We start from the raw sequence: 16,104 nt of genomic DNA, 5'->3' as shown, positions 1-16,104 counted from the left end.
GCCTTTGCCCTGTACGACAGCGAAAAAGATGCATATCTGATTGGTCGCGACCATCTGGGGATCATCCCACTGTATATGGGCTATGACGAGCACGGTCAGCTGTATGTGGCCTCAGAAATGAAAGCCCTGGTGCCAGTTTGCCGCACGATTAAAGAGTTCCCGGCGGGGAGCTATTTGTGGAGTCAGGACGGCGAAATCCGTTCTTATTATCATCGCGACTGGTTCGACTTTGATGCAGTGAAAGATAACGTGACCGACAAAAACGAGCTGCGTCAGGCACTGGAAGATTCCGTTAAAAGCCATCTGATGTCTGACGTTCCTTACGGTGTGCTGCTCTCGGGTGGTCTGGATTCCTCAATTATTTCCGCGATCACCAAGAAATACGCCGCCCGTCGCGTGGAAGATCAGGAACGCTCTGAAGCCTGGTGGCCGCAATTACACTCCTTTGCTGTAGGTCTGCCGGGTTCACCGGATCTGAAAGCAGCCCAGGAAGTGGCAAACCATCTGGGCACGGTGCATCACGAAATTCACTTCACTGTACAGGAAGGTCTGGATGCCATCCGCGACGTGATTTACCACATCGAAACCTATGATGTGACAACTATTCGCGCTTCAACACCGATGTATTTAATGTCGCGTAAGATCAAGGCAATGGGCATTAAAATGGTGCTGTCCGGTGAAGGTTCTGATGAAGTGTTTGGCGGTTATCTTTACTTCCACAAAGCACCGAATGCCAAAGAACTGCATGAAGAGACGGTGCGTAAACTGCTGGCCCTGCATATGTATGACTGCGCGCGCGCCAACAAAGCGATGTCAGCCTGGGGCGTGGAAGCACGCGTTCCGTTCCTCGACAAAAAATTCCTTGATGTGGCGATGCGCATTAACCCGCAGGATAAAATGTGCGGTAACGGCAAAATGGAAAAACACATCCTGCGTGAATGTTTTGAGTCATACCTGCCCGCAAGCGTGGCCTGGCGGCAGAAAGAGCAGTTCTCCGATGGCGTCGGTTACAGTTGGATCGACACCCTGAAAGAAGTGGCGGCGCAGCAGGTTTCTGATCAGCAACTGGAAACTGCCCGCTTCCGCTTCCCGTACAACACGCCAACCTCAAAAGAAGCGTATCTGTACCGGGAGATCTTTGAAGAACTGTTCCCGCTTCCGAGCGCCGCTGAGTGCGTGCCTGGCGGTCCTTCCGTCGCGTGTTCTTCCGCTAAAGCGATTGAGTGGGATGAGGCGTTCAAGAAAATGGACGATCCGTCTGGTCGTGCGGTTGGCGTTCACCAGTCGGCGTATAAGTAAGAAATGCGAAACAGCCCCGGTGAAATCCGGGGCTGTTTCAGTTATTGAGGTGCTTGTTAATTCTGATATGCAGTAAGGAAATGTTCCGGGTTTGCCACATCACTGTTTGACAACTCATCACTGTAGGCCAGTATTTCATAGATTAATTTCCCACCACTATTGTTGAATTCCGAATTTCATCCTGTACGACAAAAGAATGGCTGTAGGGTGGGGAAAAAACACAAAGTAAACAATAATTGACGAATATAGCGCCACGCTGTTCGCAACCTAACCAAACAGTCACTTTCGAGCAATTTTCCTTGAAAAAGAGGTTGACGCTGCAAGGCTCTATACGCATAATGCGCCCCGCAACGCCGATAAGGTATCGCGAAAAAAAAGATGGCTACGTAGCTCAGTTGGTTAGAGCACATCACTCATAATGATGGGGTCACAGGTTCGAATCCCGTCGTAGCCACCAAATTCTGAATGTGTCGAATACGTTCGGCAAATTCAAAAACCAATTTGTTGGGGTATCGCCAAGCGGTAAGGCACCGGATTCTGATTCCGGCATTCCGAGGTTCGAATCCTCGTACCCCAGCCACATTAAAAAAGCTCGCTTCGGCGAGCTTTTTGCTTTTCTGCGTTCATTCAATGTCGAATGCGATGTTGACACGTCTTATCCTTCAATGTCGGATGCGACGCTGCCGCGTCTTATCCGACCTACGGTTGGCACGCATCCGGCAATGTTGTAAGGCTACAACCCTAACGCATATTTCAGCGCCTGACGTTTCAACACGCCAGCACGCTCCGCCGCCATCAAACCAAGATTACGCACAAAACGCAGCGGCGGCAGATTATTACTGAATCCGGCATAAAACAGATCCATACCACTTTGCATAATGAAGTTATCCGCCATGCGCCGCATCTGGTAACGCTTGAGGACAGGATAACTGGCCCACGCTTCACCGTAGCTGCGGGCATTCACCAGAACATCAATCAGGGCATCGACATCACGATAACCAAGATTCACCCCCTGCCCCGCCAGCGGATGGATGGTATGCGCGGCATCGCCCACCAGCGCAAGCCCCGGCTGCACATACTGCAACGCATGTCGGCGCGTCAGCGGAAACGCACCAGCGGCAAGCGGTGTAACGTAACCCAGACGCGACGGGAAATGCTTCGCGATTTCCGCCTGGAGTTGCGCCATATTCATATTCTGCAACTGGCGAATACGCACCGGAGAGTCATACCACACCAGCGATGCCCAGTTATCAAACAACGGCAGAAACGCACGCGGTCCGTCCGGGGTAAATTGCTGCCAGGTGCTGTCGCCGGGATCGTTCTCACACTGTACGCTAATCAACATACACGACTGCGCATACTGCCAGGCATGAACGCCAATTCCCGCCATCTGCCGCACCTGCGAATTTGCGCCGTCAGCACCAATCACCAGCTTCGCGCGAATCACTTCACCGCCCTTCAGTTCCAGCTCCTGAAGATCATTATCTCGATGTAATGCAATCAGCGAGCCTGGCACACGTAACGTTACTTTCGGATGAGCTTCCAGCGCCTGCCACAATGCCTGTTGCAGGACGGTGTTTTCCACCATATAGCCAAGCAGCGGCAGCTTAAGTTCAGCGGCGTCAAACATCACATGCGCCGTTTCCCACTCCCACGTTTCCAGTCTGCGGTAAGGATGGCAACGCATAGCCTGTACTGCATCCCAGACCCCTAACCCTTTAAGCAATGATACCGATGCGGCGCTGATCGCCGAGATCCGCACGTCCGGTTGGCTATCAGCGACAAACGGTGCAGGTTCTGCGTGCTCGATCACCGTTACCGAAAATCCGTGCTGTGCCAGCCCCAGCGCCAGTGCGCCGCCGACCATTCCTCCGCCGACAATGGCAATTTCCGTTGGTTGATTTGTCATGGTCAATCATCCTGTTAGCAATATGCTTTAAGTTTACAGGATTTTTACCCCCAAGGGCTGATAACGCTCATACTGGTCACAACGGCAGCAAAGCATTACACTATGCGCCCTGCATTCCTGGCTACTATTTCGCAAGAGCAAGTCGATGACCAAAAAACTCCATATTAAAACCTGGGGCTGTCAGATGAACGAGTACGATTCATCGAAGATGGCCGATCTGCTGGATGCCACCCACGGCTATCAACTGACCGACGTGGCGGAAGAAGCGGATGTGCTGCTGCTGAACACCTGCTCAATCCGCGAGAAGGCTCAGGAAAAAGTCTTCCATCAGTTGGGTCGCTGGAAACTGTTAAAAGAGAAGAATCCAGACCTGATTATCGGCGTCGGTGGCTGCGTGGCATCGCAAGAAGGCGAGCACATTCGCCAGCGCGCCCACTATGTCGATATTATTTTTGGGCCGCAAACGCTGCACCGTCTGCCGGAGATGATCAACTCCGTGCGCGGCGACCGCAGCCCGGTTGTAGATATCAGCTTCCCGGAAATCGAGAAGTTTGACCGTCTACCGGAACCGCGCGCCGAAGGGCCGACCGCGTTTGTCTCCATCATGGAAGGCTGCAATAAATATTGTACCTACTGCGTGGTGCCTTACACCCGTGGTGAAGAGGTAAGCCGTCCGTCTGACGATATTCTGTTTGAGATTGCCCAGCTTGCTGCTCAGGGCGTGCGTGAAGTCAACCTGCTCGGTCAGAACGTGAACGCCTGGCGTGGTGAAAACTACGACGGCACCACCGGATCGTTTGCCGATCTGCTGCGTCTGGTTGCTGCGATCGACGGGATCGATCGTATTCGCTTTACCACCAGCCATCCGATCGAATTCACCGACGATATCATCGAAGTGTACCGCGACACGCCTGAGCTGGTGAGCTTCCTGCATCTGCCGGTACAAAGCGGTTCCGATCGCATTCTGAACCTGATGGGCCGTACTCACACGGCGCTGGAGTACAAAGCGATCATCCGTAAACTGCGTGCGGCGCGTCCGGATATTCAGATCAGTTCTGACTTCATTGTTGGCTTCCCTGGCGAAACCACCGAAGACTTCGAGAAAACGATGAAGCTGATTGCCGACGTCAATTTCGACATGAGCTACAGCTTTATCTTCTCTGCACGTCCGGGTACACCAGCCGCCGATATGGTTGATGATGTTCCGGAAGAAGAGAAGAAGCAACGTCTGTATATTCTGCAAGAACGTATCAATCAGCAAGCGATGGCATGGAGCCGCCGGATGCTCGGCACCACCCAGCGTATTCTGGTAGAAGGGACTTCGCGTAAGAGCATCATGGAGCTTTCCGGGCGTACCGAAAATAACCGCGTGGTCAACTTCGAAGGCACGCCGGATATGATCGGTAAATTCGTCGATGTAGAAATTACCGACGTCTACCCGAACTCTCTGCGCGGTAAAGTGGTGCGAACTGAAGATGAAATGGGTCTGCGCATGGCAGAAACACCGGAGTCGGTGATTGCCCGCACCCGCAAAGAAAACGACCTTGGCGTGGGTTATTATCAGCCGTAATTCTCAGGCCTGCCGTTCCGGTGGGCCTTGTTTTTTCTCTCTTTATCCCCATCTTTATCGCAATGCTTGCGCCTTTTTCCTGTGGCGTGAATAATTTCCTTATAGGCCGGTGAATGTTCAGCTTCCGGCGGCATACAGATAAGAGGAACGGTTTGAACATAGACACTCGCGAAATCACCCTGGAGCCAGCAGACAACGCGCGTCTGTTGAGCCTGTGCGGCCCGTTTGATGACAACATCAAGCAGCTCGAACGCCGTCTCGGCATCGAGATCAATCGCCGCGATAACCACTTTAAACTGACCGGCCGTCCGATTTGCGTCACCGCTGCGGCAGACATTCTGCGTAGCCTGTATGTCGATACAGCCCCGATGCGCGGTCAGATTCAGGATATCGAACCGGAACAGATCCACCTTGCGATTAAAGAAGCGCGAGTACTGGAGCAAAGTGCGGAGAGCGTGCCGGAGTACGGCAAAGCGGTCAATATCAAAACCAAACGCGGCGTAATTAAGCCGCGCACGCCAAACCAGGCGCAGTACATCGCCAATATTCTCGACCATGACATTACCTTCGGCGTTGGCCCGGCGGGTACGGGTAAAACCTACCTGGCAGTCGCTGCAGCAGTTGATGCCCTGGAGCGTCAGGAAATTCGCCGTATTCTGCTGACTCGTCCGGCGGTCGAAGCCGGTGAGAAACTGGGCTTCCTGCCTGGCGATTTAAGCCAGAAAGTAGACCCGTATCTGCGCCCACTGTACGACGCGCTGTTTGAAATGCTGGGCTTTGAGAAAGTTGAGAAACTGATTGAGCGCAACGTTATTGAAGTCGCGCCGCTGGCCTATATGCGTGGTCGTACGCTGAACGACGCGTTTATCATTCTCGATGAGAGCCAGAACACCACCATCGAACAGATGAAGATGTTCCTGACCCGTATCGGTTTTAACTCAAAAGCGGTTATCACCGGCGACGTCACACAGATCGACCTGCCGCGTAATACTAAATCAGGCTTACGTCACGCCATCGAAGTGCTGGCCGATGTCGAAGAGATCAGCTTTAACTTCTTCCACAGCGAAGACGTGGTTCGTCACCCTGTGGTGGCGCGTATCGTTAACGCCTATGAAGCCTGGGAAGAAGCCGAACAAAAACGAAAAGCGGCGCTGGCGGCAGAACGCAAGCGCGAAGAACAGGAACAAAAATGAGTCAGGTGATCCTCGATTTACAACTGGCATGTGAAGATAATTCCGGGTTACCGGAAGAGAGCCAGTTTCAAACATGGCTGAATGCGGTGATCCCGCAGTTTCAGGAAGAATCGGAAGTGACTATTCGCGTGGTCGATACCGCCGAAAGCCACAGTCTGAATCTGACCTATCGCGGTAAGGATAAGCCGACCAACGTGCTCTCCTTCCCGTTTGAAGTGCCGCCTGGCATGGAAATGTCGCTACTGGGCGATCTGGTTATCTGCCGTCAGGTGGTTGAGAAGGAAGCTCAGGAGCAAGGCAAACCACTGGAGGCGCACTGGGCGCATATGGTGGTGCACGGCAGTCTGCATTTGTTAGGTTACGATCACATCGAAGATGACGAAGCAGAAGAAATGGAAGCCCTCGAAACAGAGATTATGCTTGCTCTGGGCTATGAGGATCCGTACATTGCCGAGAAAGAATAATTTGCCAGGCATTTGACTGGCAGACGTCCCCGCCGTTGGTGATTAACGACGGCGTTTTGATTAACTAACATGAGAACCCATACGACGCCATGAGCGACGACAATTCACACAGTAGTGACACGATAAGCAACAAGAAGGGATTTTTCTCCCTGTTACTCAGCCAACTTTTCCACGGTGAACCGAAAAACCGTGACGAACTGCTGGCGCTGATCCGTGATTCCGGGCAGAACGACCTTATCGACGAAGATACGCGCGATATGCTCGAAGGGGTGATGGACATCGCAGACCAACGCGTTCGCGACATCATGATCCCCCGCTCCCAGATGATTACCCTGAAACGCAACCAGACGCTGGACGAATGCCTTGATGTCATCATCGAGTCCGCCCACTCACGTTTCCCGGTGATTAGCGAAGACAAAGATCACATTGAAGGGATTCTGATGGCGAAAGACTTGCTGCCGTTTATGCGCAGCGATGCTGAAGCCTTCAGCATGGACAAAGTGTTACGTCAGGCGGTTGTCGTTCCTGAAAGTAAGCGCGTAGACCGGATGCTGAAAGAGTTTCGCTCTCAGCGTTACCACATGGCGATCGTTATTGACGAATTCGGTGGGGTTTCCGGTCTGGTGACCATTGAAGACATCCTGGAACTAATTGTTGGTGAGATTGAAGACGAGTATGACGAAGAAGATGATATCGACTTCCGTCAGCTGAGTCGTCATACCTGGACCGTGCGCGCACTGGCTTCCATTGAAGACTTCAACGAAGCGTTCGGCACCCACTTTAGCGATGAAGAGGTTGACACTATCGGTGGTCTGGTGATGCAGGCATTTGGGCATCTTCCGGCGCGTGGCGAAACTATCGACATCGACGGTTACCAGTTCAAAGTGGCGATGGCCGACAGTCGGCGTATTATTCAGGTTCATGTCAAAATCCCGGATGACTCACCCCAGCCGAAGCTGGATGAATAAAACCGAAACTGGATAGATAACTACATGGCTTTTGCCTCATTAATTGAACGCCAGCGCATTCGCCTGCTGCTGGCGTTATTATTCGGTGCCTGCGGAACGCTGGCCTTCTCTCCTTACGACGTCTGGCCTGCGGCGATTATTTCGTTGATGGGGCTTCAGGCGTTGACCTTTAACCGCCGTCCACTCCAGTCTGCCGCTATTGGCTTTTGCTGGGGATTTGGCCTCTTTGGCAGCGGTATTAACTGGGTCTATGTCAGCATCGCGACCTTTGGCGGGATGCCTGGCCCGGTTAACATCTTCCTGGTGGTGCTGCTGGCGGCGTATTTGTCGCTGTATACCGGACTGTTTGCTGGCGTGCTGTCGCGTCTGTGGCCGAAAACCACCTGGCTGCGCGTGGCGATTGCCGCCCCTTCTCTCTGGCAAGTGACCGAGTTTCTGCGCGGTTGGGTACTGACAGGCTTCCCGTGGTTACAGTTCGGCTATAGCCAGATTGATGGCCCGTTAAAAGGGCTGGCACCGATAATGGGCGTGGAAGCCATTAACTTCCTGCTGATGATGGTTAGTGGCCTGCTGGCACTGGCGTTGGTCAAACGCAACTGGCGTCCGCTGGTGGTGGCCGTCGTGCTGTTTGCCCTACCCTTCCCGCTGCGTTACATCCAATGGTTTACCCCACAACCGGAGAAAACCATTCAGGTTTCGATGGTTCAGGGCGATATTCCGCAATCACTGAAATGGGATGGAGATCAGCTTCTTAATACGCTGAAGATTTACTACAACGCAACGGCTCCGCTGATGGGCAAATCATCGTTGATTATCTGGCCGGAGTCGGCGATAACCGATCTGGAAATTAATCAGCAACCGTTCCTCAAAGCACTGGACGGTGAGTTGCGCGATAAAGGTAGCTCGCTCGTAACCGGGATTGTCGACGCGCGTCTCAATAAGCAGAACCGCTACGATACCTACAACACCATCATCACACTGGGTAAAGGTGCACCGTACAGCTACGAATCAGCCGATCGCTATAACAAAAACCATCTGGTGCCGTTTGGCGAGTTTGTCCCGCTGGAGTCGATTCTGCGTCCGTTAGCACCGTTCTTTGATCTGCCGATGTCGTCGTTCAGCCGTGGGCCATATATCCAGCCGCCGCTGTCGGTAAATGGTATTGAGCTTACTGCGGCCATTTGCTACGAGATCATTCTTGGCGAGCAAGTGCGCGATAACTTCCGCCCGGATACCGACTATCTGCTGACTATCTCCAACGATGCGTGGTTTGGTAAATCTATTGGTCCATGGCAACACTTCCAGATGGCGCGAATGCGTGCGCTGGAGCTGGCGCGCCCACTGTTGCGCAGCACCAACAACGGCATTACGGCGGTGATTGGCCCGCAGGGTGAGATTCAGGCGATGATCCCGCAGTTCACCCGCGAGGTGTTACCCACTAATGTGACGCCGACCACCGGACTCACACCATACGCACGTACCGGCAACTGGCCGCTGTGGGTGCTGACGGCACTGTTTGGTTTTGCCGCTGTGCTGATGAGTCTGCGAGCACGTAAACGTTGATGTGCCTGATGTATCCTGCATGAGCAAAACGTACTTTCTCATTGAGCTTTGGGGCATGGTTATCATGCCCCTTTTTCTTACGGTTCAGGGATACAAGCCACATTGCCATATTGGGGATGACGAATAATTGCCTGCGGATCAAGCGAGCGCGTCCTGTCCAGTTGGATCAACCCGTTCTTCGCCATAACAAATATTTTTCTACCATCCGCTGAAAAACGAAGGTGATTAACGTAGCTGGCAGGATAAACGCCAATAATCTGCCCGGCATTAATATTGAGCAGGATGACATAACCTTGCAGGCCATATGACACCAACGCTAAATACTGACCGTCCGGGCTAATACCCTCAACGGAATAAACGCTCCTGCTACACCATTGCGTCATAATGCTGGCTTGTTGATCCCCTACGCTTATACGTGAAATCCCCTGGCTGTCGGCAAAAATTACATCCCCGTTTTCAGGTCGAAAACGCATCGCCGATATCGTTCCTCGCGCATCACTAGCCGGATAGCTTTCTTTCTGATGCGTGATGGTATTGATGCGTACAATGTCACCTCTGACCATACCGGGTATCAACAATATTTTTTCATCCGGGGAAAGAGCCATAACCCAGGCACCAGGTTTATTACTCGTCCCCGTCCCGTCGTATTTCTCCAGCGGGATATCCGCCACATGCTGATAAGTCACCAGATCAATCGCTGACACACTATTACTGGTGCGATTCATCACCCAGGCTTTTGTACCATCACGCGAGAGGATAAGGCTGTCAGGATGTGCACCGGTGGTAATCGATTGAATAATCTCCCCTGTCGCCACGTTAATGACCGATAACGCATTCGCTTCAAATGAAGTCGCATAAATCAACTTTTCATCCGGGCTTAATGCCAGCGATCTGACGCCCTGATCTTTACAGCCACCACAATGTTTGACTGACTTTTCTTTCGCTATGGGCGCTGTAAAGGTATGCAGGATTTTCTTTTGTCCGAGGTCGAAAACAACAATGCTGTTCGTGTTTTCAATTGCGGCATACAACATATTACCATCCCGACTGATCGCCATATCATGGATATCGGCAATCTCAGCGAGCAAATCACCACTGGCCTGTTCACGACTTACCGGAGCGGATAATGTTTCCCTGAGGGCGTTGCGTTCCTCCGCTAACTGCTGCTTTTTTTGCCGTCGCTCTTGTTCAATCTCCTGTGGATAAAACGCTTCACGCAGGCTTTGCCTGACTTGTAAAACTGACTCATCCATCTGCTGCTGCGCAAGCCAGATAGCCCCGGTCAGAAGAAGACTGCCCGCAACAATAATCCCGCCTTCCGTAACGAGTCGGTTTTGCCCAGATAAACGCGCGCTCAGCCAACCCAACGCGCCACCCGCAATCAGGCCGCCAATGTGGCAAGCATTATCTATTCCTGCTTGCCGGGCACCATACAACAGTGTCAGCGCCACCATACCCAACAGAGAAAATACTCGCCGCTGGTTTTTATGGTATGTGTCCGCACCTGAAGCAAGCTGTGTTGCTAACGCAGCGCCAGCTATTCCCATAATTGCCCCGGACGCCCCAACGCTGATGACTATCTGATCACTATCGCGTAACGCATAACAGGCGCTGATGAGCCCACCAAAGACGCCGGAGAATAACCAAATAATCAGAAGTCGCCATTTTCCCAGTATCCGTTCCGCCACTGCCCCCACCACCAGGAGTGCAAACATATTCATCAGCAAATGGGAAAAACTACTGTGCAGAAAGACACTGCTAAATAAGCGCCAGGATTCACCCGACAACGTGAGAGAAGCAACGTTAGCACCGAGATGGATGAGTGCGGATTGATCGACTTCTTCATAACTCATCCATTGTGCGAGGTAACAAAATATCCCAACACAGAGCGCAAAAAGGATAAGGGTTATTGCGGGTAATTGAACATTTAACGGCTTAACCGAAGATGCAGACATAAGGTGTTTCTTCCTTGAAAAGACAGGTAAAAAGCATTTTTCCCGTGTACAGTTATCATCCCGGCAAACGTCCCATGCCGAAAAGATAACTCTGTCCGAAATATGACTTTTTCAGCCTGAAATTACAATCGTAATTAATTCACCCCTAAGTATTTTTTGGCATGTAAGTTGCTTTATTTACTGTGTAAGCAATGAAATCAGCCGCGACGCAACCGGGTTGCACCACCACAAATCAGCGGTAGCACCAAAAGAGTGCATTTTAAGAATTTTGCTTCGGAATGGTGCGGTGCACCTCGCAAAAACAAACAATAAAACATCAATATCTTTACATTTAGCCAAACTAAATGTTACCTAACAAGCACAACACTGCACAATAAAGTTGCAGACGATAACAACACAAACACTCACAACGGGTATCCATGCGTTCTTAACGCAGAAGATAAAGGAGTTGGATATGCAATTACGTAAACCTGCCACAGCAATCCTCGCCCTGGCGCTTTCCGCAGGACTGGCACAGGCAGATGACGCCGCCCCGGCAGCAGGCAGTACGCTGGACAAAATCGCCAAAAACGGTGTGATTGTCGTCGGTCACCGTGAATCTTCAGTACCTTTCTCTTATTACGACAATCAGCAAAAAGTGGTGGGTTATTCGCAGGATTACTCCAACGCCATTGTTGAAGCAGTGAAAAAGAAACTCAACAAACCGGACTTGCAGGTAAAACTGATTCCGATTACCTCACAAAACCGTATTCCACTGCTGCAAAACGGCACTTTCGATTTTGAATGTGGTTCTACCACCAACAACGTCGAACGCCAAAAACAGGCGGCTTTCTCTGACACTATTTTCGTGGTCGGTACGCGCCTGTTGACCAAAAAGGGCGGCGATATCAAAGATTTTGCCGACCTGAAAGGCAAAGCCGTAGTCGTCACTTCCGGCACTACCTCTGAAGTTTTGCTCAACAAACTGAATGAAGAGCAAAAAATGAATATGCGCATCATCAGCGCCAAAGATCACGGTGACTCTTTCCGCACCCTGGAAAGCGGTCGTGCCGTTGCCTTTATGATGGATGACGCTCTGCTGGCCGGTGAACGTGCGAAAGCGAAGAAACCAGACAACTGGGATATCGTCGGCAAGCCGCAGTCTCAGGAAGCCTACGGTTGCATGTTGCGTAAAGATGATCCGCAGTTCAAAAAGCTGATGGATGACACTATCGCTCAGGTGCAGACTTCCGGTGAAGCGGAAAAATGGTTTGATAAATGGTTCAAAAATCCAATTCCGCCGAAAAACCTGAACATGAATTTCGAACTGTCAGACGAAATGAAAGCACTGTTCAAAGAACCGAATGACAAAGCACTGAACTAATTACAAGAACCAGGGGCGGAAATTCCAGCCCTCTCGATTGTTACGTAGCACGGACAGACTATACGCCTGATGGTCGTTCCCCATCGGGCCTGAAAACCGCAATACGCTGGGTAACAATCTTCGAGGGTAGCAGTTAACGCTGCTACCCTCTTTTTTCTGGAGTAGATTTATGTCTATAGACTGGAACTGGGGTATTTTTTTACAACAAGCCCCGTTCGGCAACACCACCTATCTTGGTTGGATCTGGAGTGGTTTTCAGGTGACGATCGCTTTGTCGATCTGCGCCTGGATTATCGCTTTCCTCGTCGGTTCATTTTTCGGCATTTTACGTACCGTTCCAAACCGTTTTCTCTCCGGTCTGGGTACGTTGTATGTCGAACTGTTCCGCAACGTGCCGTTGATTGTGCAATTCTTTACCTGGTATCTGGTGATCCCGGAGTTGCTGCCAGAGAAAATCGGTATGTGGTTTAAGGCCGAGCTGGATCCCAATATTCAGTTTTTCCTTTCATCCATGCTCTGCCTGGGGCTGTTTACCGCCGCCCGTGTTTGCGAACAGGTACGCGCCGCCATTCAGTCGTTGCCGCGTGGGCAAAAAAATGCCGCGCTGGCGATGGGCCTGACGCTACCGCAGGCTTATCGATACGTACTGCTGCCTAATGCTTATCGCGTTATCGTCCCGCCGATGACTTCCGAGATGATGAACCTGGTGAAAAACTCCGCCATCGCCTCGACTATTGGTCTGGTGGATATGGCGGCGCAGGCGGGTAAATTGCTTGATTACTCAGCCCACGCCTGGGAGTCGTTTACCGCTATTACGCTGGCGTATGTGTTGATTAACGCGGTTATCATGCTGGTAATGACGCTGGTTGAACGTAAAGTTCGCCTGCCTGGCAACATGGGGGGCAAATAATGTACGAGTTTGACTGGAGTTCCATTGTCCCTTCCCTGCCATATCTGCTCGACGGGCTGGTGATCACGCTGAAAATCACCGTCACGGCAGTCGTGATTGGTATTTTGTGGGGCACCATGCTGGCGGTGATGCGCTTGTCCAGCTTTGCGCCCGTAGCGTGGTTTGCCAAAGCCTACGTTAACGTATTCCGCTCGATTCCTTTAGTTATGGTTTTGCTGTGGTTTTACCTGATCGTGCCAGGTTTTCTGCAAAACGTGCTGGGATTATCACCAAAAAATGATATCCGTTTAATTTCGGCGATGGTGGCGTTTTCAATGTTTGAAGCGGCCTACTATTCAGAGATTATCCGTGCTGGTATTCAAAGTATTTCTCGTGGTCAGTCGAGCGCCGCGCTGGCGTTGGGAATGACTCACTGGCAGTCGATGAAACTGATTATTCTGCCGCAGGCGTTCCGCGCGATGGTGCCGCTTCTGCTCACTCAGGGCATCGTACTGTTCCAGGATACCTCACTGGTGTATGTGTTATCTCTGGCCGATTTCTTCCGTACCGCCTCAACCATTGGTGAGCGTGATGGTACGCAGGTTGAGATGATCCTATTTGCCGGATTTGTTTATTTCGTTATTAGTCTTAGCGCGTCGTTGTTGGTCAGCTACTTGAAAAGAAGGACAGCATAATGATTACCCTGAAAAATGTTTCAAAATGGTATGGTCACTTTCAGGTGCTGACCGACTGCTCAACCGAAGTGAAAAAAGGCGAAGTGGTGGTGGTTTGCGGCCCGTCTGGTTCCGGCAAATCAACGCTGATTAAAACCGTCAACGGCCTCGAACCAGTGCAGCAAGGTGAAATCACCGTCGATGGTATCGTGGTTAATGACAAGAAAACCGATCTGGCAAAGCTGCGTTCCCGCGTCGGGATGGTGTTCCAGCATTTTGAGTTGTTCCCCCATTTGTCGATTATTGAAAACCTGACTCTGGCGCAGGTGAAAGTGCTTAAACGCGATAAAGCGCCCGCTCGTGAAAAAGCATTGAAATTGCTGGAGCGCGTGGGACTTTCCGCACATGCCAATAAATTTCCGGCGCAGCTTTCCGGCGGTCAGCAGCAGCGTGTGGCAATCGCTCGCGCGTTGTGTATGGATCCTATTGCGATGCTGTTCGACGAACCGACATCGGCGCTGGATCCGGAGATGATCAACGAAGTGCTGGACGTGATGGTGGAACTGGCGAACGAAGGAATGACCATGATGGTGGTGACCCACGAAATGGGCTTTGCCCGCAAAGTGGCGAATCGGGTGATCTTTATGGACGAGGGTAAAATTGTCGAAGACTCGCCGAAAGACGCTTTCTTCGATGATCCGAAATCGGACCGCGCGAAAGACTTCCTCGCGAAAATCCTGCATTAATCACTCTGGCGCGCATACCCAAGTGCGCGCCATCTCACGCTTTATCGTTTCGCCCCTCGTATCTGTTACATCCTGGCGTTACCCTTGTCGCAAAGAAGCACACAACAAGGAGCAACAATGGCACTGCCAATTCTGTTAGATTGCGACCCAGGTCATGACGACGCTATCGCAATAGTTCTCGCCCTCGCCTCACCAGAGCTTGATGTCAAAGCAATTACGTCTTCCGCCGGAAACCAGACACCAGAAAAAACCTTACGCAATGTTCTGCGTATGCTGACCTTGCTTAATCGCACCGATATTCCGGTAGCAGGCGGCGCGGTAAAACCGTTAATGCGTGAGTTGATTATCGCGGACAATGTGCACGGCGAAAGCGGTCTGGATGGCCCGGCATTACCGGAACCGACGTTCGCACCGCAAAACTGTACGGCGGTAGAGCTGATGGCGAAAACGCTGCGCGAAAGTGCGGAACCTGTCACGATTGTGTCTACCGGACCGCAAACTAACGTTGCCTTGCTGCTCAATAGCCATCCGGAACTGCATAGCAAAATTGCCCGTATCGTGATTATGGGCGGCGCAATGGGGCTTGGTAACTGGACGCCTGCGGCTGAATTTAATATTTACGTTGACCCGGAAGCGGCAGAAATTGTCTTCCAGTCAGGGATCCCAGTGGTGATGGCCGGTCTGGATGTTACTCACAAAGCACAAATCCACGTTGAAGACACCGAGCGTTTCCGCGCGATTGGCAACCCTGTTTCAACCATTGTTGCCGAACTGCTGGATTTCTTCCTCGAATATCATAAAGACGAAAAATGGGGCTTTGTCGGTGCACCGCTGCATGACCCATGCACCATCGCCTGGCTGTTGAAACCCGAGTTGTTTACCACTGTTGAGCGCTGGGTTGGCGTGGAAACACAGGGGAAATATAGCCAGGGTATGACGGTTGTTGATTATTATTATCTGACTGGCAATAAACCGAATGCCACTGTAATGGTCGATGTTGATCGTCAGGGCTTTGTTGATTTACTGGCTGATCGTCTGAAATTTTACGCTTAACACACGTCATTGATTAAGATCACCACGCGTTACCTGGGTGGTCTTAATCTGTTTATCTCTTTTTCTTTCAAGATATAAATGCAATGGATAATGCAGAACTCGCCATTGGTATCGATCTCGGCACTACCAATAGTTTAATTGCCGTCTGGAAAGACGGTGCCGCGCAATTAATTCCAAATAAGTTCGGTGAATATTTAACACCATCCATAATTAGCATGGATGAAAATAATCATATTTTAGTCGGAAAACCGGCTGTATCACGGCGTACTTCGCATCCGGATAAAACGGCAGCGTTATTTAAACGTGCAATGGGCAGTAATACCAACTGGCGGTTAGGCAGCGACACATTTAACGCGCCAGAACTGTCCTCTTTGGTATTACGCTCATTAAAAGAAGATGCCGAAGAATTTCTGCAACGTCCGATTAAAGATGTGGTGATCTCCGTTCCGGCTTATTTC

14 protein-coding genes and 2 tRNA genes are annotated in these 16,104 nt (G+C 51.3%); 14 read left to right on the top strand and 2 right to left on the bottom strand.

Features of this window, described 5'->3' with window-relative positions:
• From asnB to QZF50_RS18500, 3 genes are all read left to right on the top strand, one after another.
• Positions 1 to 1,299: asparagine synthase B (asnB, locus tag QZF50_RS18510; protein ID WP_290388942.1), on the top strand; the 1,299-nt coding region annotated here is incomplete at its 5' end.
• 380 nt (positions 1,300 to 1,679) lie between these two features.
• Positions 1,680 to 1,756: transfer RNA gene (locus QZF50_RS18505), tRNA-Met, on the top strand.
• Positions 1,757 to 1,804: 48 nt separating this feature from the next.
• Positions 1,805 to 1,879: transfer RNA gene (locus QZF50_RS18500), tRNA-Gln, on the top strand.
• Between the two features lie 153 nt (positions 1,880 to 2,032).
• Here QZF50_RS18500 and ubiF read toward each other — a convergent pair.
• On the bottom strand, positions 2,033 to 3,208 hold the full coding sequence (gene ubiF / locus QZF50_RS18495; protein WP_000184573.1) for a 3-demethoxyubiquinol 3-hydroxylase: 1,176 nt from the start codon (positions 3,206 to 3,208) through the stop codon (positions 2,033 to 2,035).
• Between the two features lie 145 nt (positions 3,209 to 3,353).
• Between ubiF and miaB the strand changes: the two genes are divergently transcribed.
• The 5 genes from miaB (at position 3,354) to lnt (ending at position 8,966) form a co-directional block, all read left to right on the top strand.
• The gene (miaB, locus tag QZF50_RS18490; RefSeq protein ID WP_000162739.1) at positions 3,354 to 4,778 is read left to right on the top strand and encodes a tRNA (N6-isopentenyl adenosine(37)-C2)-methylthiotransferase MiaB; all 1,425 of its coding nucleotides are present in this window, start codon (positions 3,354 to 3,356) and stop codon (positions 4,776 to 4,778) included.
• Between the two features lie 152 nt (positions 4,779 to 4,930).
• A complete protein-coding gene (locus QZF50_RS18485; RefSeq protein ID WP_001018040.1) occupies positions 4,931 to 5,971 on the top strand; it encodes a PhoH family protein in 1,041 nt (346 codons plus the stop codon).
• The gene (gene ybeY, locus QZF50_RS18480; RefSeq protein ID WP_000084469.1) at positions 5,968 to 6,435 is read left to right on the top strand and encodes an rRNA maturation RNase YbeY; all 468 of its coding nucleotides are present in this window, start codon (positions 5,968 to 5,970) and stop codon (positions 6,433 to 6,435) included. Before QZF50_RS18485 ends, ybeY begins: the two co-directional genes overlap by 4 nt.
• An 89-nt stretch (positions 6,436 to 6,524) precedes the next feature.
• Positions 6,525 to 7,403 carry a CNNM family magnesium/cobalt transport protein CorC gene (gene corC / locus QZF50_RS18475; RefSeq protein ID WP_001278605.1) on the top strand — a complete coding sequence of 293 codons (879 nt, stop codon included), beginning with the start codon at positions 6,525 to 6,527 and terminating at the stop codon, positions 7,401 to 7,403.
• Positions 7,404 to 7,427: 24 nt separating this feature from the next.
• Positions 7,428 to 8,966: an apolipoprotein N-acyltransferase gene (gene lnt, locus QZF50_RS18470; RefSeq protein ID WP_290388941.1), complete on the top strand. Its 1,539-nt coding sequence runs from the start codon at positions 7,428 to 7,430 to the stop codon at positions 8,964 to 8,966.
• A gap of 77 nt (positions 8,967 to 9,043) precedes the next feature.
• Here the strand turns inward: lnt and QZF50_RS18465 are convergent, their stop codons facing one another.
• Positions 9,044 to 10,921, bottom strand: coding sequence for a rhomboid family intramembrane serine protease (locus QZF50_RS18465; protein ID WP_001471213.1), 1,878 nt, complete (start codon positions 10,919 to 10,921; stop codon positions 9,044 to 9,046).
• 454 nt (positions 10,922 to 11,375) lie between these two features.
• On the opposite strand from QZF50_RS18465, the gene gltI reads away from it, so the two are divergent.
• The 6 genes from gltI to QZF50_RS18435 form a co-directional block, all read left to right on the top strand.
• The gene (gltI, locus tag QZF50_RS18460; RefSeq protein ID WP_001177084.1) at positions 11,376 to 12,284 is read left to right on the top strand and encodes a glutamate/aspartate ABC transporter substrate-binding protein GltI; all 909 of its coding nucleotides are present in this window, start codon (positions 11,376 to 11,378) and stop codon (positions 12,282 to 12,284) included.
• Between the two features lie 169 nt (positions 12,285 to 12,453).
• Complete coding sequence (gene gltJ, locus QZF50_RS18455; RefSeq protein WP_000020944.1) at positions 12,454 to 13,194, top strand: glutamate/aspartate ABC transporter permease GltJ; 741 nt, start codon at positions 12,454 to 12,456, stop codon at positions 13,192 to 13,194.
• Positions 13,194 to 13,868, top strand: a complete 675-nt coding sequence (gene gltK / locus QZF50_RS18450; RefSeq protein WP_000272824.1) for a glutamate/aspartate ABC transporter permease GltK — start codon at positions 13,194 to 13,196, stop codon at positions 13,866 to 13,868. Before gltJ ends, gltK begins: the two co-directional genes overlap by 1 nt.
• Positions 13,868 to 14,593: a glutamate/aspartate ABC transporter ATP-binding protein GltL gene (gltL, locus tag QZF50_RS18445; protein ID WP_000631384.1), complete on the top strand. Its 726-nt coding sequence runs from the start codon at positions 13,868 to 13,870 to the stop codon at positions 14,591 to 14,593. Before gltK ends, gltL begins: the two co-directional genes overlap by 1 nt.
• Before the next feature lie 117 nt (positions 14,594 to 14,710).
• Entirely contained in the window at positions 14,711 to 15,646 is a 936-nt protein-coding gene (gene rihA / locus QZF50_RS18440; protein ID WP_001207522.1) for a pyrimidine-specific ribonucleoside hydrolase RihA, read from the top strand.
• 83 nt (positions 15,647 to 15,729) lie between these two features.
• On the top strand, positions 15,730 to 16,104 hold a 375-nt coding region (locus QZF50_RS18435; RefSeq protein ID WP_290388940.1), incomplete at its 3' end, for an Hsp70 family protein.

This window comes from uncultured Escherichia sp. (assembly GCF_948475835.1).
GTDB lineage: Bacteria > Pseudomonadota > Gammaproteobacteria > Enterobacterales > Enterobacteriaceae > ECMA0423.
The sequence above is the reverse complement of the archived record's forward strand: the minus strand, read 5'-3'. Positions and strand labels throughout refer to the sequence as shown.